Source organism: Paractinoplanes tereljensis, from assembly GCF_016862435.1.
In the GTDB taxonomy this organism is placed as follows: Bacteria; Actinomycetota; Actinomycetes; order Mycobacteriales; family Micromonosporaceae; genus Actinoplanes; species Actinoplanes tereljensis.
This window is the reverse complement of record NZ_BOMY01000020.1, coordinates 70,602-96,890: the sequence shown is the minus strand read 5'-3', so window position 1 is coordinate 96,890 and position 26,289 is coordinate 70,602. Positions and strand designations below refer to the sequence as shown.

Below are 26,289 nucleotides of genomic sequence, written 5' to 3'. Positions count from 1 at the left end.
TTTTCCTCAACGGGAGGCGGTGGGGCCGGCTACCGCACCGGCGACGTCGAAGAGCCGCATCGTTCGATACCAGTCCGCGACGGCGATCGTCCGCCCGTCCGGGCTGAACGCAAGGTCCGCGACCATGCCTTCGGTCGCAGTGGTCCCGCCGGCGTTGAAATGCCGCTGCCGACCGGGATCGGTGGCGACGATCCGGCCGGACTGAACGTCGCACAGGCGGACCACGCCGTCCATGGTGCCGATTGCGAGCGTGGTGGCCTCCGGACTGAACTCCAGGTCCGCCACCGAGTCGGCCGGAATGGTGACACTGGTACGCCCGGCCATGTCCCGGATCAGCACGTTCCCCGCGGTGCTGACGGCGATGAGAATGCCATCCGGGCCGAAGGTGGCGTTCGCCCCCGGAAACCGATCTGTCACCCGCCGGTCGGTCATCCGAATCAGCTGGACCTCGTCGGTGCTAACCGCGAGCAGGTCACCATCCGGGCTGAACGCGACCTTCACGACATAGCCGTCGCCGGCCAACGTGGCCGTTTCGCGCCTGGTAGCCACGTCCCAGAGCTTGACCATCCACCGGGGAATGCCGCTCCCACCGGCCCCGCCGTTGTTGTAGCTGCCGGCCGCGAGAATGGTGCCGTCCGGGCTGAAGGCAACACCGGAGTTGAGCCGCTCGAGCCCGGGCAGGGTGGCCAGGCGATCTCCCGAGGCCACGTCCCAGAGCAGCACGCTCCCGACGCCGTCATCGGTGATTTCCCCGGCGGTGGCCAGGAGTCGGCTGTCCGGGCTGAACGCCAAAACCTGAGACGAGATGACGTCAGTGAACAGGCTGCGCACCGTACGCCCGGCGGCAAGATCCCAGACCCGAACCGTCTCGTCAAAGCTCGCGGTAGCGAGCAGCCGCCCGTCCGGGCTGAACACCACCGCAGTGGTATTGCCCTGGTGGCCAACGTCCATGACCCGGACATGGGGGTCGTAGTGGGCCGGCTCCCGAGTCCTCTCCGGGTCCGTGCACCCGACCGCGACAGCGGCGATGGCGACCGCACTGAACAGAACGGCCCGCCTCACCAAAGCCCGGCGAAGGCCCACCCTCGGACGCTAACACCGAAATCCGCCGTCCCTGGCGACTGATCCGCTCAGGTTTGATCCGGGCACCACCGTTCCCCCGTAATACCGGACAGAAGGCCAGGTTTACGGAAGGGCGGTCGCGTCTGTGGCGCCGGTGTACTCGGATCGTCCGGCAGCGCGTCAACGTGTCGCCTACCTCCAGGCCGATGACCTCGAGTCCCGGTCGACGGCCGTGCCGCACCAGTGGCCCGGATCCCGGCCGAACATGTACGAGACGGACTGGTCAACAACTCGCCGGCACCGGAGAGCCCGCCGCCGAGGCCGCGCGGTGCCCACCCTGATAGTGCTGACCGCCGTCTCGGCCGCGGTAGCCGGTGTCCTGGCCATCAGCGGCGCCGAGCAGCCGGCCGAGGTCCCGGTCGCGATCGACGCCGCACTACAACCCAAGACGACAATCTCCACCCGAGGCGTACGGGTCTCGCCGGCCCCTTCCAAGCAGGCCGCGGCCCGTTCCCCATCGCCGAAGGCATCAGCCACCACCCGGCCACCGCAGCCGCTGGCCGGCCTGAATCAGGCGCAGATGAACAACGCCGCCGTGATCGTGCAGGTAGGCCAGGAGCGCGGTCTTCCCCGCCGAGCGATGCTGGTGGCGATGATGACCGGCTTGCAGGAATCAAGCCTGCGCAACCTGGCCAACCCAACCGTCCCGGCCTCCCTGGACCAGCCAAACGAGGGAAGCGGCGCCAACTTCGACTCACTCGGCGTCTTCCAGCAGCGCCCAAGCCAGGGCTGGGGCACCGTCCCCGAGCTGATGAAACCGCGCTACGCGGCGGATGCTTTCTACGGCCGCCTCCTGAAGGTCCCCGACTGGGAGTCCAAACCCCTGGGCGAAGCAGCCCAGGCAGTGCAGCGCTCAGCAGTCCCGGACGCCTACGCCGAACACGAGGACCGAGCAAACAAGCTCCTCGACGCCCTGCTGTGAGCTGATCTTCCGGAGCGGCTCGGTAGCGCATACGATCTGCGGCCGTGTGGTCGAAATCGAAGAAGAGCAGGGGCGCCGAGGCTCCGGAGTTCTGTCGTTTCCTCGACGACGATGTCGAGGTCCTGCGTCGTGCGCTTCGCCGCAAGGACTGGCCGGCCGCCCGCGAGATCCTTGCGACGGCCGAACCGGAAGAGCGTTCCTACTACTTCTCGGTCGCGGCGACCACGGTTGGTGTCGAACGGTGGATCGCCGGCGTCGTCCCGGGGGACCCGGACCCGCTCCTGCCGCTCCTGCTGTGCGGCGCCGGCCTGCTGACCTCGGCCTGGGATCTGCGCCGGGACGGCGTTTCCGGTCCCATCAGCACGGCCGGAGCAGAGCTCTGGCGGAGGCTGGTAGGCGAGGCCGAGACGTACGTCGAGGAGGTTCTGCGGCGCGATCCCGGCCGCGCCGACGCGTGGATCTGGTCGATCGCGGTAAGCCGCGCGCTGGGCCTGCCCGTTGAGGAGCGCCGGCGACGTTTCGAGCGGCTGATCATGATCGAGCCGGACAACTGGTACGGCCACGAGCAGATGCTTCTCGCCCTGAGCCCCGAGTGGGGCGGCAGTTCGGAGGCCATGTTCGAATTCGCCCGCGCCCGTGCCGAGGCATGCCCCGGCACGCACGTCCCGGCCCTCGTCGTGCTCGCACACCGCGAGCACAACGCATACCAGGCGTACCTGGCCAAGCCCGACGACCCGGATCGGGGTCTCCCACTGGACTACTGGGAGTCGGAGGCCGTCATGGACGAGGTGTGGGACGCGGGGCAGGCCTCGTTCTGGCACGACGACTACGAGGCCTCGGTGCTGACCCCGATCGTCTGGAACAACTTCGCCTACGCGTTCGCCTACGGCGACTTCCACAAGCCGGCCTGGAGCCTGTTCACCTCGATCGGCGACGACTGGATCACCCGAGATCCGTGGGGCGACACGGAGTTCTTCGTCAGCTCCCGCAACTACACCAGGGAAAGTCTCGACTGATGTCGTCCTTCATGCAGTTCGAACGAGCGCTCGTCCAGCGGGACTGGCCGACGGCCCGGGCCGTGCTCACCGTCGCCGACGCCGACCACTTCGCGGCGTACCTGGGATATGCAGCGCATCTGAAGGGTGTGGAGGAGTGGATCCCCGATGTGGTCCGCGCCGAGCCGCACTCCATCCTGCCGCTGCTGATCAGGGGAGCCCGCGCCGTCTCGTGGGCCTGGGAGGCCCGCGGGTCCGGATGGGGCAACAAGCTCAGCGAACAACAGCTGACGGTCTGGGTCCGGCGGCTCGAACTGGCCCAGAACTGCCTCGACGAGGTGGTCGCCCGCGACCCGAAGTGCGTCGAGGCCTGGCATTACCAGGTCACCCTGAGTCGGGCCCGGCAGGTGCCCGCGGAGGAGGCCTGGCGGCGCTTCGACCGGCTGACCGACATCTCCCCGGCCCACCTGCACGGCCACCTTCAGATGCTGGAGTACCTGAAGCCCAAGTGGTTCGGCAGCCCCGAGATGATGTTCGACTTCGCCCGGACCAGGGCTGCCGCTCACCCCGGCACCGACCTTCCGATATTGGTCGCGGAAGCACACCTGGAGCACCGCCGCGCCGAGGGCGGCGACAAATACCTCCGGCGCACCGACGTGGCCGGCGAGATCTACGCCGCCGCCCACAACTCGTTCTGGCACGAGAGCTACCGGTGGTCGCTGTCGACTCCGCTGCTGTGGAACAACTTCGCCTACAGCCTGACGCTGGCCGGCTACTACCGCGAGGCCTGCAACATCTACGACCTGATCGGCGAAGACTGCGTCCGCACCAGCCCGTGGGGCTCCACCGAACGCTTCACCGAACTACGAGACCAAGCCCGAGACCAGGCCGACGACATATACGACCCTCAGGGCGGATAAGACCAGCAGAGACGGACGTCCGGCATCATCTCCGGCATAGGCATCCGCCTCTTGAACGCACCTCGCAAGCAGTCCACTGTCCTGCGCGCGCGGGCCTGCCACCGGCCGTGATCCGCGATCAAAAGCCGATGAAATTCATCGCGGAGAAGATCGATCCACGCTCGTCGCTGGCCGAATACCTCGCCGCCATCAACTCCCGGGTCTTCTTCTGGGCCAGCCCCGAACGACTGGACCGGCTACGCCAAGCGAAGGAGTACCGCCGCCGGTACGGCCGCGACGGCGCCCTGGTAGAGGTCACCGTGCTGGACGCCGTCCCGGACATCCTCGACCTGACCAGGAAGATCGAAGGCGCCGGCGGCTGAGTCCAGCCCGAGGGACGCCAAGCCCTCGGCCCTCGCACGACAACGGCATCGTAAGAGGCTTGGCTCCCGGCATGCCTTCAACAACGACAGCCCACCCCGCGACCAAGACACGCGGTAACCGCACGGAGCCAGACCAGGCGCCACCCGGCATGTCACGATTACTCATTTAGCCGATGAGCGCGCGCCTTGCGAGTGGCTGAGTTTCCGGACGGGCGGATTCCGGTCTGTCTCCCGGTTTCTCACCGGTAGGCGGTTCAGACCGCCGGCCGGTGGCGATGCTGCGGTTCGTCGCCCAATCCGTGTAGATCTAGGAGAGTTGCCGTCAGGAGCTCACAGCAACTCGGCAAGGTCGACATCGCAGCTGCCGAATTGTCCGGCATGTTGGCACTCCACGCGGCCTGCGTGTGGATCATGGAGGGGTCCTGTTCTGAGCGAGCAGGAACTTCGCAAGGTCAACGTGTCGATTCACGGATTGCCCGGATTGTCGCGCTTTCGCGGAGGGTTTGACCTCTTACGGGGTCGGTGATCCAGAGGGTAGATGACGGCGTCAGACATCCGGATCTCTGCCGCGATCCGCGCTCGGTTCGAGTGCAGGCAGTGGAGCGTCAGTAGCCTGCTTCGAACGCGATATAGTTTCCTTTTTGCACCTTTGATTAACAATCAGGACATGAAACCTGACTGGGGGAGCGTGCCTGATTGGATCGCAGGAGTCGGCGGCATGCTCGCTTTCGGGGCGGTCGTCGCATCACTGCTAATTGAGAGACGACGGACTGAAGAGGCTCGTCGTTATGTTCTCGAGAGCGATAGGCGCGCACAGGCTGAGCGGATCACCTACTACCTCGTTGAGAACCCTGGCCCGTCCGCCGCGGTGGTCGACGGCCGCCATGAACGCACACCCGTCGACGGCGGCAACTTCTTCTACGGCCCGGGGGATGACGAGAGGTCAGGGCATCTCGTCGTGGTGAACAACAGTCACGGCTGTGTGTACGCGTGTATCGCATACGCTCCTGAGGGCCCGGAAGGTATGCCCGATAGGGCGATCGGAGTGATCCCACCCGGCGTAACGCATATCAGGATGCCCTTGGGCGGATACCCCGTCGGAGGCTCCGGTTCATACCGTTATCAGGGCGAGTACGCCAACAACAAGCTCGTACCGTGGATTCAATTCCGGGATGAGGCCGGCCACACCTGGCGACGAGGCAACGATGGCGCACTCCTTGAGCCGCGAGACCCAAATCCCTTTCCGGACCATTCACCCTGACGGTTCCAAGCGCATTGAACCGGCGCCTAGCGACGGGCTTATCTGCCGCTGTCCGGCGCGTTGGGAGCTCGGAGGGTCGTCACTCACTGCCGGAGCGAGGGTGTGCGGGGCCGGGGCCTGAACGCGCTGATGGACGGTCGTCGCGCTCAGGCGGTGCTGCCCTGTATGGATCGCGAGTAATAGTCGACGGTGGTAAGCCACTTGCTCAGCTCGCGCTTGCACGATGCGGTCACCAGGCGACGGGTCAAACGGCCGGTCGGCATATCCACGGTCCACCGCAGCAGGGTGCCTGCCGTGTCCGGCAGCAGTTCGGCGCGTTGGACGCCGGCATGCTTGCCCGCACGATCGACCTCGGCCATCCATCTCGCATCCGGGGTCGCTTCGCGGATCACATAGTGAAGGCGTGCCCGCGCGAGACCGGCACGAACGGTGAAGACGTACTGCGATCCGACTTCGCCGTTGCCCGTTGCCGACTCCAGGTGACAACGAGGATCCAGTTGCTCGTACATTTGCGGCGTTGTGACGACGTACCAGACTGCGCCTGGGGCCGCAGCGATACGCCGTTCCTGTGTTACCGACACCGTCGACTTCACGGCGCGGAGTTTACTGTAGTACCGGCCTCCGGTCATGGCGCTGATATCGCGCGTCAGCCCGAGACGGAGTCGTGGCCGTACCTGGTGGGCGGCAGTCGCGTGCACGATCTGCTGGGAGGCAGTTGGCTGTCAGCCTCGTCGATCCGTCTCGTAGGAGCGCATCACCTGCATTGTGGGATCGTCGCCGTCCGGTGTGTGCAGGCGGTCAGTCAGCAGGAAGCCGGGCAAGAAGAACTGGCCTGCGTGTTCCCGTGCGGACAACACGAACGTTCCGCCCTTCAGGTCGGGGCCCCAGCCGTGGTCCAGGGCGTAGGTGATGACCGCTCGGACCTCGGCGGAGCTGGGATAGGCGCCGTCGGTCGCGCAGGCGCCCCACGGTGCCGGCCGCGCACGAGATAACAGGTCGGCTTGAAGCGCCCGACTGGCCCGGCCATCGCCCCAAACGCGTACGCGAATACAGCGGTGGCAGTCGCCGCTACCCTGTACGTGACGGATTTCCGCGCGCCACACAAAGACACGCGCGTCGACGTATAACCGTCGTAGCCGTATGCGCACACGCCTCACCCCGCTCGCGGACGATTCCCCAACTGACGGTAGTGCGCAACCGCATTCACCCTGTGGCCGCGGGCCGCAAGGCAAGGCAAGGCGCCGGGTGCACTTTCCTGCCGCTGAGTACGCGCCGACCGCCGAGTGAGTTCGGTGGGGATGGCCGTTCACCAGCCCATCGTTCCTGGGCCGCCCTTGAACGGGCCGATGATGTCCGCGGTGATCCAACCGCCGTAGAAGTCGCCCTCCTGGGGCCGGACCAGTTCGCCGGCCACCCGGCATTCGTCGACCCGGCTCGGATAGAAGGCAACCGCACCGGCAAGGTCGGCGTACGCGGATGTAGGGCGCTCGTAGGACCAGCCGGCCTGTCGCACCCGGCTGTCGCCGACGACCAGGTCCCAATAGTCGGCGACACCCTTGAACTCGCAGTACGACTGGCCCGCCCCGGGCTGCAGCACACCATCGGCGATGCCATCGCGGGGCACGTAGTAAACCGGCGGGTGTGAGGTCTCCAAGACTCGCCAGCAACGGTCGCTGTCGACGATCACCTGCCCCGCGTGAACCACCGTCACCAGGGCACCAGTGCGCTCCAAGCGAGGCGGCCGCGGGTAGTCCCACACCGACTCCATGGGTACAGCTTGCCACCCGGCCCGCCGGCCCGCTGTCATCGCGCCTGCCCGGTTCGGCAATCACTGTCCGTCGGCGGAGAAGCCTTTACGGCGCCGTCCGGCGAGCGTGCCAGACGACGTCGGTGAAGCGCTTCCGCGCCAGTTGCGCGATGACATCCTCGACCGCTTCCTTGGTCACAGCCGGTACGACAACCGCTGCCGACTCGGCGAAGTAGCCCTGCCCTGCCACCGCATCCGCCACCTCTTGAGCCAACCGAACCGGGTCATAGATGGTGATCGCCTTGCTGCTGTCGGCCCAGCGAACCGTCACCTCGATCCAACCCTTGGCCTTGGCCATCTCCCAGTCGTAGTCATCCATCGAAGTTGGGTAGGTGATCTGCGCAGCAGGCTCCGGAGACGCCTCCAGCCGGTCGGCCGTGAGCGCTCGCAGGGCCTGCCCGGGCTGAACTCCTTGGCTGGCGGCCAGGTCAGCGACTGCTTCCGCCGCGAGAGCGGTCAAGTTGAGAGCCGCCCCGAGCGCATCCTGTCGAACAACGGCGTCGGTCAGGTTGTAAACCTCGGCGTCATCGTCCGCCAAGTAGGCGGCCACACCCCGTTCGGCTGCTTCCCTGCCGGAGTCTCGTCGTCTCGCTCGCACGTTCCTAGTCTCTCGTACGACGACGTTTTAACCAGCTCACCGCGCGTTCGGCCGCCACGGTTCGCGCTCTGACCACAGTCGATTCATGTTTCCCGTGTCGGTGGTTCTCGGCGGCCATCTTGGACTCGAACCCGGAGACGGCAGGCGGTTCGGTCAAACGGTGGCCAGAGCCTCGGTCGGCGTCAGGCGGGCGGCTCGGATCGCCGGGTACAGGCCGGCCACCACCCCGGCCGCCAGCGCACCGGCCACCCCGATGGCCAGCGGGCCCGCCGGGATGACCAGCGGCCATTGCTGCCAGGTGACATAGGCGGCGGTCGCCACGATGCCGGTCACCGCTCCGGCCGCCCCGCCCAAGGCCGACAACAACACCGACTCGGTAAGGAACTGCGCCCGGATGTGGCTCCGATGAGCCCCAAGCGCCCGTCTCAACCCGATCTCTCGCCGCCTCTCCAGCACCGAGATAACCATCGTGTTGGCCACCCCAACTGCCCCCACCAGCAAAGAAACCGCCGCCAACCCGAGGAACAACGCCCCGAACGTGCGGTCACCTTCTCGCTTGGCCGCGAGAGCGTCGGACGGCCGGCTCACCTGCACGAGACCCGGAAGCGCCGGGTAGACCGTGGCCGGCAGTACCGCCCGCACCGAATCGATGGCGTCCTCGCGAGCCCGCACATAAAGAACAGTCGGATGCCCATCAAACCCAAGGTTCGTCCGAGCGGCATCCCACCCCACCAAAACGGAATGGTCGAGCTCGGGCGCCAGGGGAGCAGGCGCCATGATCCCGCCGATGCTGAACCACCGGTTCCCGATCGACACCCGCCCGGACGGCGGCACGCTGGCATAGCCGAGACGGGCCGCCGCCTCATACCCCAGAATCGCCACCGGAAAGCGCGACGTCGCCGAGGTGAGGAACGAACCGCTCTGCATGGTCGCCCCCGCGGCCGGCAGCAGATCGGCCCGGGCCGCGAGCACAGTAAGCCCCGACCCGTCGTTGGGGTCGATCAGATCCGACCGCCGCACCACCGCATGCGTATTGGCAACAGCGCTGACCGAGGTGACCGGCCCGATCCGACCGGCCATCGCGATGGATTCGGCCGGCAGAATGGTCGGGTCCTCGCCAACACTGACCGGCTGCACCCGCAGCAGGTTGGTGCCCAGGGCAGCCAGCCGATCGGCCAGGGCCTGCCGCCCGGCCGCCGGGATAGCGGTGACCACAACCATCGTGGCCACCCCGATCGCGATGCCGAGAGCGGACAGAGCAGCCCGCGCACGCCGACCCCGCACCCCGAGCAGCCCGAGTCGCAGGATGTCACCGGGCGTCACGGGACGATCCGCCCATCGCGCAGGGTGATCCGCCGCGGGAGCTGAGCGGCGATGTCGCGGTCGTGGGTGATGACGGCGATGGTGGTCCCGTCAGCCTGGTTGAGGTCGGCCAGCAGGGCCAGCACAGCAGCACCGTTAGCGGTGTCCAGCGCCCCGGTGGGCTCGTCCGCCAGGACCAGCGCAGGCCGATGGACCAGGGCGCGAGCGATCGCCACCCGCTGTTTCTCACCCCCGGACAACTGCTGAGGCCGATGGTCGACGCGATGACCCAGGCCGACCCGGTCCAGCGCGGCCACCGCCAGGGAACGCCGGCGCCGGCGCGGCACTGCGGTGTAGAGCAGTGCGGTCGCCACGTTGTCAGCCGCAGTCAGCGCGTCGAGAAGATGGAACTGCTGGAAGACGAAACCGATCCGGGTGCCACGCAGGGTGGCCAGCTGGCGGTCGCGCAGGGTGCCCGTGTCGACGCCGTCCACCTGGACCGTGCCGGTGGTCGGGGCGTCCAGGGTGCCCATGATGTTGAGCAGGGTGGACTTGCCGGAGCCGGACGGGCCGATGATGCCGAGCAGGTCACCGGCGGTGACGGTCAGCGAGACCTCGTTCAGCGCGGTGACGCCACCGGGGTACGACTTGGTGACGTTGGTCAGGGCCAGGACGCTCACGGTGTGGTCACCACTTCCAGGCCTTCGGGGACCAGGTCGACCTCGACCAGGCCGTCGGCGAACATTCCGGTCTTGACCGGCAGCAGCGAGCCGTCGGTCTTCTGCACGGCGTAGCCGCCCTCGCGCAACGCGACAAGCGCGCCCACCGGAACGGTCAGCACCTGCTTGCGTACCTGGCCGGTGAACCTGACCTGCACCGCCGCCGCGTCCAGCTTCGCCGCGGACACCTTGACGGTCACCGTGACCTTCGGGGTTTCGCCGGCCTCGGCGACCGTCCCGACCGAACCCACGACGCCGGGAACGGCGTCGCCGGAGGGGAGTTGGACGCTCACTGCCGCGCCGACCCGGACGCCGCCGGCGTCGGACGCGTCGAGCGGCACGGTAACGACCTTCCCGGTGCCGGTGACCGTGAACAGGTCGCCGGCGGCGGGGTCGCCCAGCCGGGCGGTGAGTGCGGAGACCCGCCCGGGGCCATCGAGGACGACCGCCCGGGCGGGGGAGAGAACATCCAGATCAAGATCTTTCAACCACTTGTGTACGGCCGCCAGCAGACCGTTATCGAGCACGTCGTTGTCCCGTACGCGGTGGGAGGCGTACCCCATGATCGTGAGGTTGTCTCGCAGCTCGGCCACGTCCCGGCCAGTCAGGCCGGGTTTGTCCAAGGGCCGGAACAGGGGAGTGCCGCCGAACAGGACGACGACCGGCTGGTCGTCCACCCGGTACAGCGGCTTCCCCCGACGCACGGTGGCGCCGACCTTGGGCAGTTGGGTGACGATGCCGGCCCCGCTGCCACGCACCGTCACCCCGGCCCCGTAGCCGAGCGTGCCGGGCATCATCCGGCTGTCCGCCAGGTCGGCCCGGGTGACCGTGGCGACGGTGAGCGAGGGTTTGGCCACCGGAGCCGGAGCGGCCCGCCCGGGAAAGGCCCGAGTAGCCCCGAAACCGGCCGCGGCCAGCGCCAGCACGGCGACCGAGACCTTAACTGCCCGCACCGAAGGCCTCCCGGAGGCAGTCCTGCTCGATCTGGTCCTCGTTCGGCGGGTGCACGTTGGTCTCGCTGTCCCAGGTCCACTCGCCGGGCTTGGTCACGTGCACCTTGATGCCGTGTTTACGCAGGCAGCGAACGTGATCGTTCCACTGTGCGGCGAAGTTCGGGTTGGCGTCCTCGTCGAGCTCCTTGGGCTGCAGCGGCAAACGAGAAGCGCACGCCAAGTAGGCCGACTTCGGGTCGCCGCTGTCGTCGAGCCGCCGCCCGCCCTGCGGCCCGGGGATGTTGACCAGGACTTTCACGCCGTGCCCGACCAGGCAGTCGTCGTAGGCGGTGTACAGCCGCCGCCGCTCCTCGTCGCTGGTGTCCAACCGCAGTTGCGGCCGCTGATCGGCGGCCGGAGCGGAAGAGGTGGACGGTGGGCTGCTCAACGAAGGGACGACAGCCGCGGACGGCGTGGTGGCGCACCCGGAAAGGGCCACCACCCCGGTCAGGGCGAGCATGATTTTTCGCATGACGGCGACCCTGCCGGGCACTTTTAGTGATCCTGTCAGGATTTCGTGAGCCGTCGATGATCCCGCCTACACTCGCCGCCATGTGCGCACATGTGCTGGTCGCCGAGGATGACGCCAAGCAGGCCGAGCTGGTGCGCCGCTACCTCGAGCACGACGGCCACTCCGTCACGGTGGTCGGTGACGGCCGCGCCGCGCTCGACGAATGGCGGCGCTCCGGCCCCGATCTGCTGGTGCTCGACGTGCTGATGCCGCGGATGGACGGTCTCGACGTCTGCCGGGTGCTGCGCTCCGAGTCCAACCTTCCGGTGCTGATGCTGACCGCCCGGGCCGGCGAGAACGACCTGCTCATGGGCTTGGACCTGGGCGCCGACGACTATCTGACCAAGCCGTACAGCCCGCGCGAGCTGGTCGCCCGGGTGCGCTCGCTGCTGCGGCGCACCGGCGCCGCGCGTTCCGCGCCGCCCGATCGATCGCTCCAGGTGGGTTCGTTACGCATTGATCCGGTACGCCATGAAGTGCTGCTCGGGCAGCGCGAGATCGACTGCACTCCCGGCGAGTTCGAACTGCTCTCCGCCCTGGCCGGCGAGCCCGGCCGAGTCTTCACGAGGGCCCAGCTGCTGCGCCGCCTGCACGGCTTCGACCGGTACGTGACCGTCCGCACGGTCGACGTACACGTCATGAACCTGCGGAAGAAGATCGAAACCGACCCGCGCAACCCCGAGATGCTGATGACCGTGTACGGCGTCGGCTACAAGCTATGCACTCCCTCCTAGTACGCCTGCTGGCCGCCCTCGCCGTGGTCTCGATCTGCTCGGTGGCCGCCACCGCCTGGCTGGTCGTGCGCACCACCACAAAGGCGATCCGCCAGGAACAGGCGCAGGCCCTGACCGACGACGCCCGCGTCTACGACACCCTCCTCGGCTACGCCGCCACCCACCGCACGTGGGACTCGGCCGCCCCGGTGGTGCGGTCGCTGGCCGCCTCGACCGGCCACCGGGTGACGCTGACCCGCCAGGACGGCACCCCGATCGCCGATTCGGGAAGCGGCGCGCTGCCGGCCCGCCCCTCCGCCACCGTGGACCCGCTGCAGGACCTCTCCTCGCGGATCGACAGCCGCGCGGTCGGCCCGTTCCTGCTGCCGGCGGCCGAGCGTACGGCCCTCGGGGCCATGGCCGCGTCGGTCGTGGACTGCCTTCGCACCACCGATTCCGGCGACTACGAGCCGGCCAACCGGCTGGCGCGCGAGGCCCGGGTCGTGGTCGACCCGAGCGGCCGTCCGCGGGTCGAGACCCCCGGCGCCGACCTCTCCCTCGACGAGGCGTGCCTGCGCCCGCGGGGCGCCCTGGCCGAGCCGACCGCCACCGAACGTAAGGCCCTGGCCCAGCTGGAGGCGCTGGTCAACGACTGCCTGCGCCCGCGCAACGCCCCCACGGTCCACATGTCGCCCGACTTCACCTGGCGCTGGGAGGACCCGGGCGCGGTCCGTGCCGGGCTCGGCCTGGACACCGCGGTGGACCGGTGCGTGGCCCAGTCCCGCCGCACCCAGCTGGCCGGCTACACCGCCCCGGCCGCCCTGCTCTACCTGACCACGCCCGGCGTCTCGCCGGCCACCGGCTTCGACCTGTCGCCGGCGAACCAGGCCCGGATCGCCGGGGTGAGCGCCCTGGTCCTGCTGGTCACGGTGCTGGCCGGCGCGCTGCTGGGCCGCCGCCTGGTCGGCCCGCTGCGAGCGCTCACCACGGCCGCCTCCCGGATGCGCGACGGCGACGGCACCGCGAGGGTCACCGTTCGCGGCAACGACGAGATCGCTCGTCTGGGCGCGGCCTTCAACGACATGGCGGCCCGCCGCCAGGAGGCCGAGCAGCTGCGCCGCGACATGGTCGGCGACATCGCCCACGAGATGCGCACCCCGGTGACCAACATCCGGGGCTGGCTGGAGGCGGCCGAGGACGGGGTGGCCGTCCTGGACGAGGAGTTGGTCAACTCCCTGCTGGAGGAGGCCATCATGCTCCAGCACGTGATCAACGACCTGCAGGACCTCTCCGCCGCCGACGCCGGCGAGCTGCGCCTGCACCGCACCGAGGTGGACCTGGCGGAGATGCTGGCCCAGATCACCGCCACCTTCCGCACCGCGTCGGTGCCGGTGCTGGTGGAGGCCGAGGACGGCCTGACGGTGCCGGCCGATCCGATTCGCCTGCGCCAGGCGATCGGCAACCTGACCAGCAATGCCGTACGCCATTCGGCGCCCGGCCGCCCGGTGCGCCTGCTGGCCCGCCGGGTCGGCGACACGGTGACCATCGCGGTCACCGACCAGGGCCCCGGGATCGCCGCCGCCGACCTGCCGCTGGTGTTCGAGCGTTTCTGGCGCGCCGAGAAGTCCCGCAACCGGCAGACCGGCGGCAGCGGCCTGGGCCTGGCCATCACCCGCAAGCTGGCCGAGGCCCACGGCGGCACGGTAGCGGTGACCAGCCCACCCGGCGAGGGCGCGACGTTCACCCTCCACCTGCCGGCGTACCTTGAGACAGGTGACTGATCTAGAGGGTGCTCTCCTCTTCGCCGGCATCCCGCTCGCCATCGCGGCCCTGATCTTCGCGCTCGTCTTCCTGACGAACGAGAAGCCGAGCCGCGAGCCGCTGGTCAAGCCGGTCATGAAGGACGACCCGAAGCGAGACCGCTAGCCGACCAGGGCGCGAGCCGTCCGGAACGCGTCGGCAACCGCCCGCCGCAGCGGTGCCCGGCGGTGCTCGTCGGACAGGATCTCCACGCCCCACGGTCCCCGCCAGCCGGTGTCCCGCAGCGCGGCGACGACCCCGGCCAGGTCGAACGTGCCTTCGCCGCACAGCCGCCGCCGATGCACGGTGTCCTCGAACAGCGTCCCGACCGGCTCGGCGTCCGCGTCGTTGAGCTCGACCCCGACGATGTACTCCACCGGCACCGCGGCCAGGTCGGCCGGCGGGGTGTGCGCCCGCTCGGTGTGCCAGACGTCGATGATCAGCCCGCCGGCCGGATGCCCGGCCGCCCGTACCAGGGCAAGGCCGTCGTGCACGGTCTTGATGTTCGACCACGGCAGAAACTCCAGCCCGACCCGGGTGCCGGCCTCGGCCGCCTCGGCGGCCAGCGCCGCGAACGCGGCCACCCACCGATCGTGCTCCCAGGGCCCGTCCGAGACGTCCGGCCCGACCTTGATGTGCCGGGCCCCCAGGGCCTCGGCCGCGGCCAGCAGGTCCCGGCGCACCGGTTCAGACTCGGCGCTCCACCACCCGGTGATCAGCTCCAGCTCAAGGTCGACGATCCCGTGATCGTCGAGCAGCGCCCGCAGCCCGCCGGACCCGTACTGGTCGAGCGCGGGCATGAGATCGGCGTGCAGCAGCCCGATGCCCTGAAACCCGGCCGCCGACGCGGCCGCGACGCGCTTGCGGATCGGCACCGGGCTGCGCTGATCACCCGGCAGCGGGCTTGCAGCTCCGGCGGTGGTCCAGCAGGTCGCGAGCAAACGTTCGTCGGGCATGGCCGGAGCGTAGGTCTCCGAGCGCGGCCGGCAGTCCGGCGAAACCCGTCAAAAGGACCTCAGGCGGCCACAGTGGAGTCGCGGATCACCAATTTGGCGGGGTGGCGGTGGATGCCGGGGGACGGGCTGCCACTGATGGCCTTCAGCAGCAGGGACGCCGCCGCTCGGCCCAGGCCCTCCAGGTCCATGTCGATGCTGGTCAGCGGGGGGCGGCTGGCCAGCGCGATCACGTCCCAGTTGTCGAAGCCGACCAGGGCCACGTCTCGGGGGACCGCGCGGCCGGCCTCGCGCAGCGCGTCGGCCACGCCCCTTGCTATCTGGTCGCTTCCGCAGACCACGGCGTCGAAGTCGGTTTGCTGGGCCAGCAGCAGGCCGGCGGCCTGGCGGCCCCAGGCCTCGCTCCACTCGCCGTGCAGCGGCGGAGCGGCCAGCGACTCGCCCAGGTGGGCCACGGCGGCCTGGGCTCGCACCCTCGCGGAATGGTGGTGTTCGGGGCCGGTGATCACCGCGATCCGGCGGCGGCCCACCGTGCGCAGGTGGTCTACCGCCAGGCGGGCGCCGCCCTCCTCGTCGGGGACCACCGAGCAGTCGGTGGCGGCCGAGGAGGCCAGGAAGGCGTAGACGACCGGTACGCCCGGGGCGGCGGCCACCGGGGTGCGGGTGCCGGCTCGGCGGCCGGTGACGATGATGCCGTCCACCCGGCGGCTCAGCAGGATGCGCAGGTGGTGCTGTTCGCGGATGCGGTCGTCGCGGGCGTCGCACAGCAGCACCGACATCTCGCCGGCGCCCAGGGTGTCCTCGGCGCCGATCAGCAGCGGGATGGAGAACCGGCCGATGGTGTCGGTGGTGATCATGCCGACCGTGAAGGTACGGCCGGCGTGCAGGCTGCGGGCGGCGGGATTGGGGTGGAAATCCAGCTGGTCGGCGGCCTGGCGGACCCGGGCCACCGTGTCGGCGCGCAGTGAGCCGCGGCCGTTCAGTGCTTTGGACGCGGTGCCCACCGAGACGCCGGCCAAGGCGGCCACGTCGCGGATGGTGGCGGTGCGCGGCCGGGTCATGTCAGCAAACTACCGCGTGGGTGGGCCGGGACCGTGCAGGCGGTCCCGGCCCGTGTTCATCAAGTCAGCTGAATGGGATCCAGACCCGCATGGGTCCGGCTTCCCGGTTGGCCCACAGGAAGTAGGGGATGGCCGGCACGGTCGCGCCGGGCCCTTCGGCGCCGCCGGGGGCGAGCGGCCGATAGAGCAAATCCGATTCAGCGGTACGGGGACGAAGCGTGGGCAGGAGCGTCACGGGGGCGATGCCGGTGCCGAGTCCGATCGGCGAGCCGACATCGATGCTCAGGTCCTCGAACGCGACCCCGGCCAGGGAGGCGGGCACATCGGCGTGTTCGAGGCAGTAGACGATCGGGCCGCGGGTGAGCGCCACGCTGCCCCGCACCGCGTCGACTCGGGGGTGCGCGGCGACGAGCTGCGGCGGCATGGCCAGCGTCAGCGTGACGACGTCGCCGGCTTTCCAGGTCCGGGAAATGGGCAGATATCCGGACTGCGCCCCGGCCCGGATCAGCGAGCCGTTCACGGTCAGCCGCGCATCCTGACACCAGGAGGGCACCCGGAGCGAAAGCGTCCAAGGCCCGTCGCCGGCCGAGAGGACCTTGATGGTGATCGTCTCGTCCCACGGATACGACGTCTGGACGTCCACTGAATGCGCGCCGGCGGTAACCGTGCCCGCCCCGTACAGATGGATCTGCAGCCCGGCGGAAGTGGTCGTCGCGGCGTAAGCATGCAGCGAGGCCATCAGCCTCGCCAGGTTGGGCGGGCAGCAGGCGCAGGAGTACCAGGTGAGCCGCTGCGACGGGGTGTCCTCGTGGGAACCGTCGTGGCCGGTGCGCAACTGCAGCGGGTTGGAGTAGAAGAACGCCCGCCCATCGAGGGCCGTGCTGGCCGCGATGCCGTTGTAGAGCAGCCGTTCCATCTCGTCGGCGTAGGACGAGCGCCCGGTGGCCAGCAGCAGCCGCCACGCGAGCTGGAAGCTGCCGATCGCCGCGCACGTCTCGGCGTAGGCCCGGTCCGGCGGTAGCTCGTACGGATCGCCGAAGCCTTCGTCCTTGTGCCGGGAGCCCTGGCCGCCGGTCAGGTAGGTCTTGCTGGCCAGCGCCGAGTCCCAGAGCCGTTCGGCCGCGGCCAGCAGCGTGGTGTCCTGCGTCTCGACCGCCACGTCGACCGCTCCGGCCAGCAGATATACCTGCCGGACCGCGTGCCCGGTGGCCTCGTCGGCGGCCAGCAGCGGGGCGTGATCCTGCCAGTAGCGCGGCCCGAACCGCCCGTCGCCGAGCATCCCGTGCCCCCGAAGCTCCAGGAAACGCCGAGCGAGATTCAAATACGCGACTTCGCCGGTCAACCGGTACAGCTCGACGAGCGCGGTCTCCACCTCGGGGTGGCCGTCGATCACGTCCGCGCCGTCGGCACCGAAACGGCGTACGAGCAAATCGGCGAACCGGCGCGCCACCGCGACCAACTGGGGAGCCCCGGCGCCGCGCGCCGCGGCGACGGCCGCCTGGATGAGATGGCCGGCGATGTACATCTCGTGGCTGAAGCCCAGGTCGGACCACTGCTGATCGCGGCGTTCGACCTGGTAGTAGGAGTCCAGGTAGCCGTCCGGTTCCTGGGCCTTCTCCAGCAGCGCGGCGATGTCGGTGAGGAACTCCGGGTAGGTGCCCGACCAGGCCATCGCCTCGAGGGTCTTGTAGACGTCGGTGTCGGCGAACCACATGCCCTTGAACTCGGCGTCCGTGTCACCGGTGATCCGGCGCAGGTTGTCGAGGTTGCCGTAGACCGACAACTGCTCGATGACGTGCGGCAGGGTGGCGTCCACGTTGCGTTGCTGCCAGCCGCCGAGCAGACCGCTCGGGTCGAACCGGACCGCGTCCAGGGGGAGTGGGTGCAGGGCGGCGAGCGCCGACGGCGTCGGCACGGCGGGGCCGGTCATGCCAGCTCCTCGCTTGGCTCCGAGCTGCCATGAGCCAATTCCGGACTGAGCTTGCTGATTCCCTCGCTGCGCTCGGTCATGGGCGTTCCTCAATCTTTCACGGCGCCGGCGGTGACGCCGGCGGCCACGTAGCGCTGAGCCAGGATGAGCAGCAGCGTGGCGGGGATGGAGGCGATGACGGCGGTGGCCATGATCGCGTTCCATTGCTGGTTGTTGTTGCCGATGTAGTGGTAGATGCCGAGGGTGATGGGCTGCCGGGTGCCGCCGCCGTCGAGCGTGGTGGCGAAGACGAAGTCGGACCACGCCCAGAGAAATGCGAACAACGAAACCGTGACGACGGCGTTGCGGCTGACCGGCAGCACCACCGAGCGGAAGGTCCGAAATGTCCCCGCGCCGTCGATCTCCGCGGCGTTGATCAACTCGCTGGGAATCCCCGACATGAAAGCCGTGAAGATCAAAACCCCGAAGGGGACGGCGATCGTGGAGTCGGCGAGCACCAAGCCGGCCGCGCTGTTGAGGACGCCGAGCTTGAGGTAGATGGCGTAGAAGCCCATCGCCATGATGATGCCGGGGATCATCTGCGCCATGAGCAGCACGAATGACAACGCGCCGCCGCCTCGGGGCCGCAGTTTGGCGAGTGAATATCCGGCCGGCGCCGACAACGCGACGGTCAGGATCACCGTGCCCAGTCCGACCAGGAGACTCGTACCCAGGTAAGGCATTTGTTGGTCTATAACGGCGCGATAGCCCTCGAGCGTGCCGTGGAACGGGAACAGAATGGGCGGATCGCGGCGCATGTCGGTGTCCTTGGTGAAGGACACGTTGACCATCCAGTAGACCGGGAACAGCATGATCGCGGTGAGGATGACGCCGATGCCGGTCTTGACGCGACTTTTCATGACACCTGCTTGCGCTGCATACGGATGTAGAGCAGGCCGAAGATCAGCGCCATGATGATCAGCAGATTGCCGACCGCGGCGCCCGGCCCGAACTGCGGCACCAAGGTTCCGAAGCTCAATTTGTAGGACCAGGTGGCGAAGGTGGTCGACGCGTCGGTCGGGCCGCCCTTTGTCATGATCCAGATGATGTCGAAGACCTTCAGCGTGTAGACCAGTCCGAGCAGCAGGGTGATCGCCGAGACCGGCCGCAGCAGCGGGAAGGTGACCCGCCAGAACCGTTGCCAGCCGTTGGCGCCGTCCAGCGCCGCCGCCTCGTAGATCTCCGACGGGATGGACTGCAGTCCGCTGTAGAGAACGACCAGGTTGAACGGGATCCCGATCCAGACGTTCGCGATGATCACCGAGGTCAGCGCCCACGACGGGGACGTCAGCCAGTTGACCGGATCGATGCCGACCGAGCGGAGCGCGAAGTTGACCACCCCGGAGTCGCTGTTGAGCATCCACGACCAGGTCGACGCGCTCACGATCAGCGGCAGCAGCCACGGCACCAGGAACAGCGCCCGCAACGTGGCCGACAGCCGGAAGTTCTGGGCGAAGAAGACCGCGAGGGCCATCCCGATCGAGAACTGGAAGACCAGCGACACCCCGGTGAACGCGACCGTGTGCAGGAACTCCGGCCAGAACGTGGCGTTGTCGACCACCGTCCGGTAGTTGTCCAGCCCGCTGAACGGGGCGTCACCCTGCACGAACGACCGGACCGTGTAGTGCCGCAGGCTCAGATCGAGGTTGCGGTACAGCGGGTACGCGTAGAACGCGATCAGGTAGATCACGACCGGGGCGAGGAACGCCCAGGCTGCCCACTGGCCGGAGCGTCGTTTAGCGGCTCGCGCCGGGGCGGCGGGTGCCGCCTCGGCGCGAGTCATCAGAGAGGTCACTTGGTTGCCGAGGCGGCCGTCGTCTGGGCCGCCTTCAGGGCATCGGCCGGCGACTTGCCACCCGAGAGAGCGGACTGGAATGCGGTCCACAGCGGCTCGGAGATCTTCGGGTACTTGGTGCCGAGGTTGTCCGACGTACGCCCCTTGGCGGCCTTGACCGCTTCGACCCAGACCTTCAGGTCGGGGTTGGCGGCCACCTGCTTGTCCTGCACCGCGGCGGTGGCCGCGACGTAGGACAGGGTGGTGTCGGTGGTGAGCGCGTTGTCGGCGCTGGACAGGCAGGCGACCAGCTTGGCCGTGGTGTCGTACCGCTTGGTGTCGGTCTGCACCGGGGTGGTCACGAACTCGCCGCCGGTCGGTGCGGGCGCGGTGCCGCCGGCCTGCGACGGGATCGGGATGATGCCGTACTCGAAGCCGGCCTTCTTCGCGTTGGCCAGCTGCCAGGTGCCGTTCTCGCTGAACGCGTAGTCACCGGTGGCGAACTCCTGCCAGCTGGTGGTCTGCGTGTTGTTCAGCACCGAGTTGGGCGCGAGGCCGTTCTTGAGCCAGTCGGTCCACAGCGTCAAGGCGGCCACGCCCTGTGCCGAGTCGAGCTGGGTCAACTGGGCGCCCGATCCCCAGAACCAGGGCAGGAACTGGAACGATCCCTCTTCGGTGCCGATCGCCGAGAAGGTGATGCCCTTCTTACCGGCCGCCTTGACCTTTTCCAGGGCGGCGGTCAGTGAGGCCCAGTCCTTGACGGTGGCCGGGTCGACCTTGGCCGCGTCGAGGACCTTCTTGTTGTAGTAGAGCGCGAGGGTGTTGGCGCCGATCGGGATGCCGTAGGTCTTGCCGTCCTGCTGGCCGGCGGCGAGCAGGTTCGGCTCGATACCGGCGGTGGCGTCGGTGGTGTTCAGCACGCCGGCCTCGGCCAGGGTGGAGACCACCGGGTTGTCGACGATCAGCACGTCCGGCGAGTTGCCCTGCTGCGCGGCCAGCAGCGCCTTGTTGGTCAGGTCAGTGGTGTCATAGCCGGTGCGCTTGACCGTGACACCGGCGTCGGTGCCGCACTTGGTGAGCAGCTTGACCCAGTCGGACGAGTCATCGAACTGCGGGTAGGGATCCCAGATGTTGTAGGTGCCGCCGCTGCTCGCTCCCTCAGGGGAGGAGGAGTCGGCGTTGGAGCACGCGGCAGAGAGGCAAACCGCGATCGAGAGGGCTGCGATGGCGCGCAGCCCTCGGCGGGGGAGGGTCATATTCGGTACCCCTTGGCTTCCGAGGAGAGGACTGAAGGCAACGGAAGGAAAACGATTGCCCTGACGCTAAGGAGGCTCTTGCGGGCGTGTCAAGAGGAAGTTACGGTCTGGTTGCTTGAACCGGGAAACGGGGAGGAAACACTGGGAACCATCGATCGGGCCGCCACCATCAGCGAGGTCGCGGCCCTCGCCGGAGTTTCCCCGGGCACCGCGTCGAAGGCGCTGAACGGGCGCGGCGCCCTGCGCCCGGAGACCCGCCGCCGCGTGCAGGAAGCCGCCGAACAGCTGGGCTTCGTGGCCAACGCGGCCGCCCGCAGCCTGCAGGCCGGCCGCACCTACACGGTCGGCATGATCACCACCGACAGCATCGGCCGGTTCAGCATCCCGCTGCTGATCGGCGCCGAGGATGCCCTCGGCGCCGGCCAGGTCAGCGTCTTCCTGTGCGACGCCCGCGACGACCCGATCCGCGAGCAGTACTACTTACGCACCCTGCTCGGCCGCCAGGTCGACGGCATCATCGTCACCGGCCGCCGCACCCAGGCCCGCCCGCCGATCGGCGTCGGCCTGCCGGTCCCGGTCGTCTACGCCTTCATCAGCTCGACCGACCCCGACGACTGCTCGGTGGTCCCCGACGAGCAGGACGGCGCCCGCCGCGCCGTCGAACACCTGCTGGCCATCGGCCGCCGCCGCATCGCCCACGTCACCGGCCCCGAACACCACCATTCCGCCACGGTCCGCGCCGACGCCGCGCTGCGCACGCTGAGCGCGGCCGGCCTGGAACCGGCCGCGAACGTCCTGTTCGGCGAGTGGAGCGAGGCCTGGGGCCGCCAGGCGGCCGGCATCCTGCTGTCGACCGGCGCCGAGGTCGACGCGGTCTTCTGCGGCAGCGACCAGATCGCCCGGGGCCTGGCCGAGGCGTTGCAGGAGGCCGGCCGCGTCGTCCCACGCGACGTGGCGCTGGTCGGCTTCGACAACTGGGACGTCATGGTCGACGGCAGCCGCCCTGCCCTGACCAGCATCGACATGGACCTGGAGGGCATTGGCCGCACCGCTGCCGAACTCCTGCTGGCCGCCATAAACGGCAATCCCGAGCACGGCCGCCGCGCACTACCCGGCCGCCTGATCCCCAGAGCATCAACAGCGGTAAACCCTTTCTGAGTACGCCCTACGAAAAGTCCCGCCGAGCAGTTTCCGCTGGTTGCCACACCGGGCCGTCCGCCCGCTGCGGCCCGGCGGTCAATCCGAGTCCGACAAAACGGACAACATGGTTTAATTCCGGACGTATTGTCTAATACGTCTTGGAGATTCCCATGTCATACAGATCCACCTCGCAGCGGCGATTGCCGCTGACCGTGGTCCTGGCGCTGCTAGGCGGCATGATCACGGTCGTCCTGCCGGCTACCCCCGCCGCCGCGGCGGTCACCCGCACGCTGGCCTACTTCGCCACGACGGATTCCGGCCTCGGGAATCCGAAGTTGACCGTGATCAACACCGCCGACAACTCGGTGGTCGACCGGATCCCGCTCAGTTCGGCGGCGACCGGAATCGCGATCGCCCCCGACGGGAAGACCGCCTACGTCCCGCTCGGCGGCTCGAACTCGGTGTCGAAGGTCGACCTGACCACCGACAAGGTCGTCAAGTCGATCGCGGTCGGCGCCAACCCGCGCCGGCCCGCCTTCGCCGACTCCGGCCGGAAGCTCTACGTACCCAACCTGAACGGCAACTCCGTCTCGGTGATCGACACCACGAACGACACGGTCGTCAAGACGATCAACATCGGAACCGGTGCGGACGGAGCGTGGACCGGGCCGGACGGCAACGTGTACCTCCCCAGCCGCTCCACCGGCACGTTGAAGGTGATCGACCCGGACGGGGACACGGTCCGGAGCCTTACCGTCGGCACCCCCGGAACCATCGCCTTCTCACCCAATGGCTCCCGCGCCTACGTCACCGGTCTGGGCGACATCCGGGTACACGTGATCAACACGGCCGATCTGACGGTCGCCGACAGCATCGTTGTCAACGAGGGGCCGCAGACGCTGTCGATCACTCCGGACGGCTCCCGCCTCTACGTCGGGCACAGCGTGAACGGGACGACGGAGATCGTCACCGCCGATAAATCCACGAGCACCATCCCCAGCGTTCCCTTCTGGGACTCGGCGATGATGGCCGACGGCAAGCACGTCTACTTCGCCTCGTCCGGCAACGGCGCCCACGTCCTCGACACCGAGAACGGCACCTTCCAAAATGTCGCGCTCGGCGCCGGCGAGCGGTCGCTTTACGTGGCGATCGGCACCGTCACCACGTCCCTGGCCGACATGGGCGTCACCATCAGCGACAACGGCAACCCCGGCGGCCCGACGAACAGCGTCGAGGCCGACACCCCGATGACCTACCAGGCGGTCGTCACCAACCGCGGCCCGGACGCCGCCGGTGCCAAGCTCACCGTCGCGCTGTCGTCCATCGCCACCCTCCAGGGCGCCACCAGCGACAACGGCACCTGCACGGTCAGCGGGCGAACGGCCACCTGCACCCTCGACACGCTCGCCAACGGCGGCACGGCCACGGTCGAGGTGAAGGCGACCCCGACGAGCGCCGGCATCCTCACCGCGACTGCCACGGTCGACTCCGATGTGGTCGACTCGGTGGAGGCCAACGACGTTCGCACCGACACCACGAGCATCACGCCCCGGCCCCCGACCTCGGACGTCGAGGTGACCACCACCGGCCCGGTCGGCTCGGTTCAGGCCGGCACCGCATACTCCTTCGGCATCGCCGTCAAGAACACCGGCCCGGACAACGCCACCAACGTCAAGGCCACCGTCGTCCTGTCCGGCGGCGCCCACGCCATCCAGGAGGTCAGCAGCAACCGCGGTAGCTGCAGCTTCGCGAACTCCACGGTCACCTGCAACCTCGGGACCTTCACCACCGTCACCGCCGGAAACATCACGGTCACGGCGAAGTCGGACGCGGCCGGATCGGTCACCGCCACCTCCACCGTCGAGGCGACCCAGCTCGACAAGACACCGGCGAACAACACCAGCGCCGCCACCGCCACGATCACCCCGGCACCGGCCGCCGACCTGGTCGTGACGACCAGCGACACCCCTGACCCGGTCGAGGTCGGCAGCAACGTCGTCTACACCGCCGCGGTCAAGAACAACGGCCCGGTCGTCGCCACCGGAGTGAAGGTCGCCGTCGCCATGTCCGGCGCCGACAGCGCGATCCTCAGCGGCTCGGGCGGCACCGGTCCCTGCTTCCTCGACGGCTCGACGATCACCTGCACGATCAGCTCGATCGCGGCCGGCGCCACCGCCAACGTCACCGTCACGGTCAAGTCGCAGGCGCCGGGCACGCTGTCCGCCAAGGCGACCGCCACCGGCGAGCAGCCCGACCCGACCCCGGCCAACAGCACCGCCACCGAGACCACGACCGTGAACGCCCGGCCGCTGTCGGCGAACCTCTCGGTGACCACCACCGGCTCGGCCGACCCGGTCGAGGTGGGCACGCCGTACACGTACAAGGCGGTCGTCAAGAACAACGGCCCGGACGACGCCACCGGCGTCAAGGCGACCGTCGTCCTGACCGGCGCCGCCCACACCATCCAGAGCGCCACCGTCGGCGGCGATGACTGCGCGATCAACGCGTCCACGGTGACCTGCACGATCGGCGCGCTCGCCAACGACGCGTCGACCGAGGTGATCGTCACGGTGAAGCCGGAGGCCGCCGGAACGATCAACGCCGCCGCCAAGGCCGAGGCCACCCAGGCTGATCCGACGCCGGCGAACAACACGAGCACGGAGAGCACCACGATCACCGCGGTGCCGTCGGCCGACCTTTCCGTGACCTCCACCGGCTCGGCCGACCCGGTGCAGGTCGGCACGCCGTACACCTATACCGCGGTGGTCAAGAACGATGGCCCGAGCGCTGCGACCGCCGTCAAGGCGACCGTCGTGCTGACCGGTGCGAACCACCAGATTCAGAGTGCCGGTTCCTGCCCGATCACCGGCTCCACGGTGACCTGCACGATCGGCGCGCTTGCCAGTGGCGCTTCGACGACGATCACGGTCACCGTGAAGCCGCTGGCGGTCGGGACGATCTCCGCGACCACCACGGTCGAAGCGGCTCAGGCCGACCCGGCACCGGCCAACAACAAGGCCACCGCAAGCACCACGATTGCCGCGGTGCAGTACGCGGACCTGTCGGTGACCACCACCGATTCGGCCGACCCGGTCCCGGCCGGCACCCCGTACTTCTACCGGGCGGCCGTGAAGAACAACGGCCCGAACGCCGCCACCGACGTCAAGGCCACCATCGTGCTGGCCGGTGCCGCCCACACGATTGAGGGTGCCGGTTCGTGCACCGTCAACGGGTCGACGCTGACCTGCCCGGTCGGCTCGCTCGCCAGCGGCGCCTCGACCACGATCACGGTCGTCGTCAAGGCGGATGCCGCCGGGACGATCTCCGCGACCGCGACGGTCGAGGCCGCCCAGACCGACCCGGTGCCGGCGAACAACAAGAGCGTGGCGTCGACCACGATCAGCGCGCCGCTGTCGGCCGACCTGGCCGTGGTCACCACCGACAGCCCGGACCCGGTCGCTCTGGCCAACACGTTCCAGTCGACCAGCACGGTCACCAACCGCGGCCCCGACATGGCCACCGCAGTGACCACGACGGTCACCCTGACCGGCAGCGCCGCGCTCATCCTGACCGCGACCAGCAGCCTGGGCACCTGCACGATCGCCGGGTCCACGGCCACCTGCGTCCAGGGGAACCTGGCCAAGAATGCCACCGCGACGATCACCCTGGTCGTCGAGCCGCAGGCCCTCGGCACGATCACGGCCACCGCCAAGGTCACCGGCTCGCTGCCCGACCTGGTGCCGGCGAACAACACGGTCGTCGAGACCACGACGGTCAACAACGCACTCGGTTGCACGAAGATCGGCACGCCGGGCAACGACGTCCTGGCCGGCACCACCGGTAACGACGTCATCTGCCTGCTCGGCGGCGACGACAGCGTCAACGCCTTCGCCGGCGACGACGTCGTCTACGGCGGCTCCGGCAACGACACCATCCAGGGCGACATCGGCAACGACACCCTCTACGGAGGACTCGGCAACGACACCCTGGCCGGCGGCGCCGGCTTCGACCGGATCGACGGCGGTCCCGGTACGGACACCTGCACCACCGGTGAAAACGTAGTCAACTGCCCATAACAAACATCGAGGGGCGGCGATCCCATGGAGATCGCC

At 68.9% G+C, this 26,289-nt stretch carries 24 protein-coding genes; 10 read left to right on the top strand and 14 right to left on the bottom strand.

Features of this window, described 5'->3' with window-relative positions; translation table 11 throughout:
- Window positions 1–6: 6 nt before the first annotated feature.
- On the bottom strand, window positions 7–951 hold the full coding sequence (locus tag Ate02nite_RS13875) for a WD40 repeat domain-containing protein (RefSeq protein WP_203805311.1): 945 nt from the start codon (window positions 949–951) through the stop codon (window positions 7–9).
- Window positions 952–1,390: 439 nt separating this feature from the next.
- Here Ate02nite_RS13875 and Ate02nite_RS13870 point away from each other — a divergent pair, with 439 nt between their 5' ends.
- The 5 genes from Ate02nite_RS13870 (at window position 1,391) to Ate02nite_RS13850 (ending at window position 5,582) form a co-directional block, all read left to right on the top strand.
- Window positions 1,391–2,044: a hypothetical protein gene (locus Ate02nite_RS13870; RefSeq protein WP_203805309.1), complete on the top strand. Its 654-nt coding sequence runs from the start codon at window positions 1,391–1,393 to the stop codon at window positions 2,042–2,044.
- Between the two features lie 44 nt (window positions 2,045–2,088).
- Window positions 2,089–3,060, top strand: coding sequence for a hypothetical protein (locus tag Ate02nite_RS13865; protein ID WP_203805307.1), 972 nt, complete (start codon window positions 2,089–2,091; stop codon window positions 3,058–3,060).
- On the top strand, window positions 3,060–3,959 hold the full coding sequence (locus Ate02nite_RS13860) for a tetratricopeptide repeat protein (RefSeq protein WP_203805305.1): 900 nt from the start codon (window positions 3,060–3,062) through the stop codon (window positions 3,957–3,959). Before Ate02nite_RS13865 ends, Ate02nite_RS13860 begins: the two co-directional genes overlap by 1 nt.
- A complete protein-coding gene (locus Ate02nite_RS49985) occupies window positions 3,875–4,321 on the top strand; it encodes a DUF7002 family protein (protein WP_438871201.1) in 447 nt (148 codons plus the stop codon). The genes Ate02nite_RS13860 and Ate02nite_RS49985 overlap by 85 nt, the downstream gene beginning before the upstream one ends.
- 667 nt (window positions 4,322–4,988) lie before the next feature.
- The gene (locus Ate02nite_RS13850) at window positions 4,989–5,582 is read left to right on the top strand and encodes a hypothetical protein (RefSeq protein WP_203805301.1); all 594 of its coding nucleotides are present in this window, start codon (window positions 4,989–4,991) and stop codon (window positions 5,580–5,582) included.
- A gap of 146 nt (window positions 5,583–5,728) precedes the next feature.
- On the opposite strand, the gene Ate02nite_RS13845 is transcribed toward Ate02nite_RS13850, so the two are convergent.
- The 7 genes from Ate02nite_RS13845 to Ate02nite_RS13815 form a co-directional block, all read right to left on the bottom strand.
- Window positions 5,729–6,175 carry an SRPBCC family protein gene (locus tag Ate02nite_RS13845; RefSeq protein ID WP_203805299.1) on the bottom strand — a complete coding sequence of 149 codons (447 nt, stop codon included), beginning with the start codon at window positions 6,173–6,175 and terminating at the stop codon, window positions 5,729–5,731.
- A gap of 713 nt (window positions 6,176–6,888) precedes the next feature.
- Window positions 6,889–7,350, bottom strand: coding sequence for a DUF427 domain-containing protein (locus tag Ate02nite_RS13840; protein ID WP_203805297.1), 462 nt, complete (start codon window positions 7,348–7,350; stop codon window positions 6,889–6,891).
- Between the two features lie 85 nt (window positions 7,351–7,435).
- A complete protein-coding gene (locus tag Ate02nite_RS13835) occupies window positions 7,436–7,939 on the bottom strand; it encodes a hypothetical protein (protein ID WP_203805295.1) in 504 nt (167 codons plus the stop codon).
- Window positions 7,940–8,140: 201 nt separating this feature from the next.
- Complete coding sequence (locus Ate02nite_RS13830) at window positions 8,141–9,310, bottom strand: ABC transporter permease (protein WP_203805293.1); 1,170 nt, start codon at window positions 9,308–9,310, stop codon at window positions 8,141–8,143.
- Window positions 9,307–9,969, bottom strand: coding sequence for an ABC transporter ATP-binding protein (locus tag Ate02nite_RS13825; protein ID WP_203805291.1), 663 nt, complete (start codon window positions 9,967–9,969; stop codon window positions 9,307–9,309). Before Ate02nite_RS13825 ends, Ate02nite_RS13830 begins: the two co-directional genes overlap by 4 nt.
- The gene (locus Ate02nite_RS13820; protein ID WP_203805289.1) at window positions 9,966–10,961 is read right to left on the bottom strand and encodes an efflux RND transporter periplasmic adaptor subunit; all 996 of its coding nucleotides are present in this window, start codon (window positions 10,959–10,961) and stop codon (window positions 9,966–9,968) included. Before Ate02nite_RS13820 ends, Ate02nite_RS13825 begins: the two co-directional genes overlap by 4 nt.
- Window positions 10,948–11,472: a hypothetical protein gene (locus Ate02nite_RS13815; protein WP_203805287.1), complete on the bottom strand. Its 525-nt coding sequence runs from the start codon at window positions 11,470–11,472 to the stop codon at window positions 10,948–10,950. Before Ate02nite_RS13815 ends, Ate02nite_RS13820 begins: the two co-directional genes overlap by 14 nt.
- 80 nt (window positions 11,473–11,552) lie before the next feature.
- Between Ate02nite_RS13815 and Ate02nite_RS13810 the strand changes: the two genes are divergently transcribed.
- The 3 genes from Ate02nite_RS13810 to Ate02nite_RS13800 are packed head-to-tail and all read left to right on the top strand — an operon-like array spanning window position 11,553 to window position 14,150.
- On the top strand, window positions 11,553–12,245 hold the full coding sequence (locus tag Ate02nite_RS13810; protein ID WP_203805285.1) for a response regulator transcription factor: 693 nt from the start codon (window positions 11,553–11,555) through the stop codon (window positions 12,243–12,245).
- Window positions 12,230–14,005, top strand: coding sequence for a sensor histidine kinase (locus Ate02nite_RS13805; protein WP_203805283.1), 1,776 nt, complete (start codon window positions 12,230–12,232; stop codon window positions 14,003–14,005). Before Ate02nite_RS13810 ends, Ate02nite_RS13805 begins: the two co-directional genes overlap by 16 nt.
- Window positions 13,998–14,150: a hypothetical protein gene (locus tag Ate02nite_RS13800; protein WP_203805281.1), complete on the top strand. Its 153-nt coding sequence runs from the start codon at window positions 13,998–14,000 to the stop codon at window positions 14,148–14,150. The genes Ate02nite_RS13805 and Ate02nite_RS13800 overlap by 8 nt, the downstream gene beginning before the upstream one ends.
- Here Ate02nite_RS13800 and Ate02nite_RS13795 read toward each other — a convergent pair.
- From Ate02nite_RS13795 to Ate02nite_RS13770, 6 genes are all read right to left on the bottom strand, one after another.
- Window positions 14,147–14,980: a sugar phosphate isomerase/epimerase family protein gene (locus tag Ate02nite_RS13795; protein ID WP_203805279.1), complete on the bottom strand. Its 834-nt coding sequence runs from the start codon at window positions 14,978–14,980 to the stop codon at window positions 14,147–14,149. The two genes, Ate02nite_RS13800 and Ate02nite_RS13795, sit on opposite strands and share 4 nt — an antisense overlap.
- 59 nt (window positions 14,981–15,039) lie before the next feature.
- A complete protein-coding gene (locus Ate02nite_RS13790) occupies window positions 15,040–16,038 on the bottom strand; it encodes a LacI family DNA-binding transcriptional regulator (protein ID WP_203805277.1) in 999 nt (332 codons plus the stop codon).
- 64 nt (window positions 16,039–16,102) lie between these two features.
- Window positions 16,103–17,968 carry a glycoside hydrolase family 127 protein gene (locus tag Ate02nite_RS13785; protein ID WP_203805275.1) on the bottom strand — a complete coding sequence of 622 codons (1,866 nt, stop codon included), beginning with the start codon at window positions 17,966–17,968 and terminating at the stop codon, window positions 16,103–16,105.
- A gap of 89 nt (window positions 17,969–18,057) precedes the next feature.
- A complete protein-coding gene (locus tag Ate02nite_RS13780; RefSeq protein WP_203805273.1) occupies window positions 18,058–18,867 on the bottom strand; it encodes a carbohydrate ABC transporter permease in 810 nt (269 codons plus the stop codon).
- Complete coding sequence (locus tag Ate02nite_RS13775; RefSeq protein ID WP_203805271.1) at window positions 18,864–19,790, bottom strand: carbohydrate ABC transporter permease; 927 nt, start codon at window positions 19,788–19,790, stop codon at window positions 18,864–18,866. The genes Ate02nite_RS13780 and Ate02nite_RS13775 overlap by 4 nt, the downstream gene beginning before the upstream one ends.
- Before the next feature lie 8 nt (window positions 19,791–19,798).
- The gene (locus Ate02nite_RS13770; protein WP_203805269.1) at window positions 19,799–21,037 is read right to left on the bottom strand and encodes a sugar ABC transporter substrate-binding protein; all 1,239 of its coding nucleotides are present in this window, start codon (window positions 21,035–21,037) and stop codon (window positions 19,799–19,801) included.
- A 111-nt stretch (window positions 21,038–21,148) separates the two neighbouring features.
- On the opposite strand from Ate02nite_RS13770, the gene Ate02nite_RS13765 reads away from it, so the two are divergent.
- Both Ate02nite_RS13765 and Ate02nite_RS49420 read left to right on the top strand, forming a co-directional pair.
- Window positions 21,149–22,195 carry a LacI family DNA-binding transcriptional regulator gene (locus Ate02nite_RS13765; RefSeq protein ID WP_239147384.1) on the top strand — a complete coding sequence of 349 codons (1,047 nt, stop codon included), beginning with the start codon at window positions 21,149–21,151 and terminating at the stop codon, window positions 22,193–22,195.
- A gap of 152 nt (window positions 22,196–22,347) precedes the next feature.
- Window positions 22,348–26,253: a CARDB domain-containing protein gene (locus Ate02nite_RS49420; protein ID WP_203805267.1), complete on the top strand. Its 3,906-nt coding sequence runs from the start codon at window positions 22,348–22,350 to the stop codon at window positions 26,251–26,253.
- Window positions 26,254–26,289: the final 36 nt, after the last annotated feature.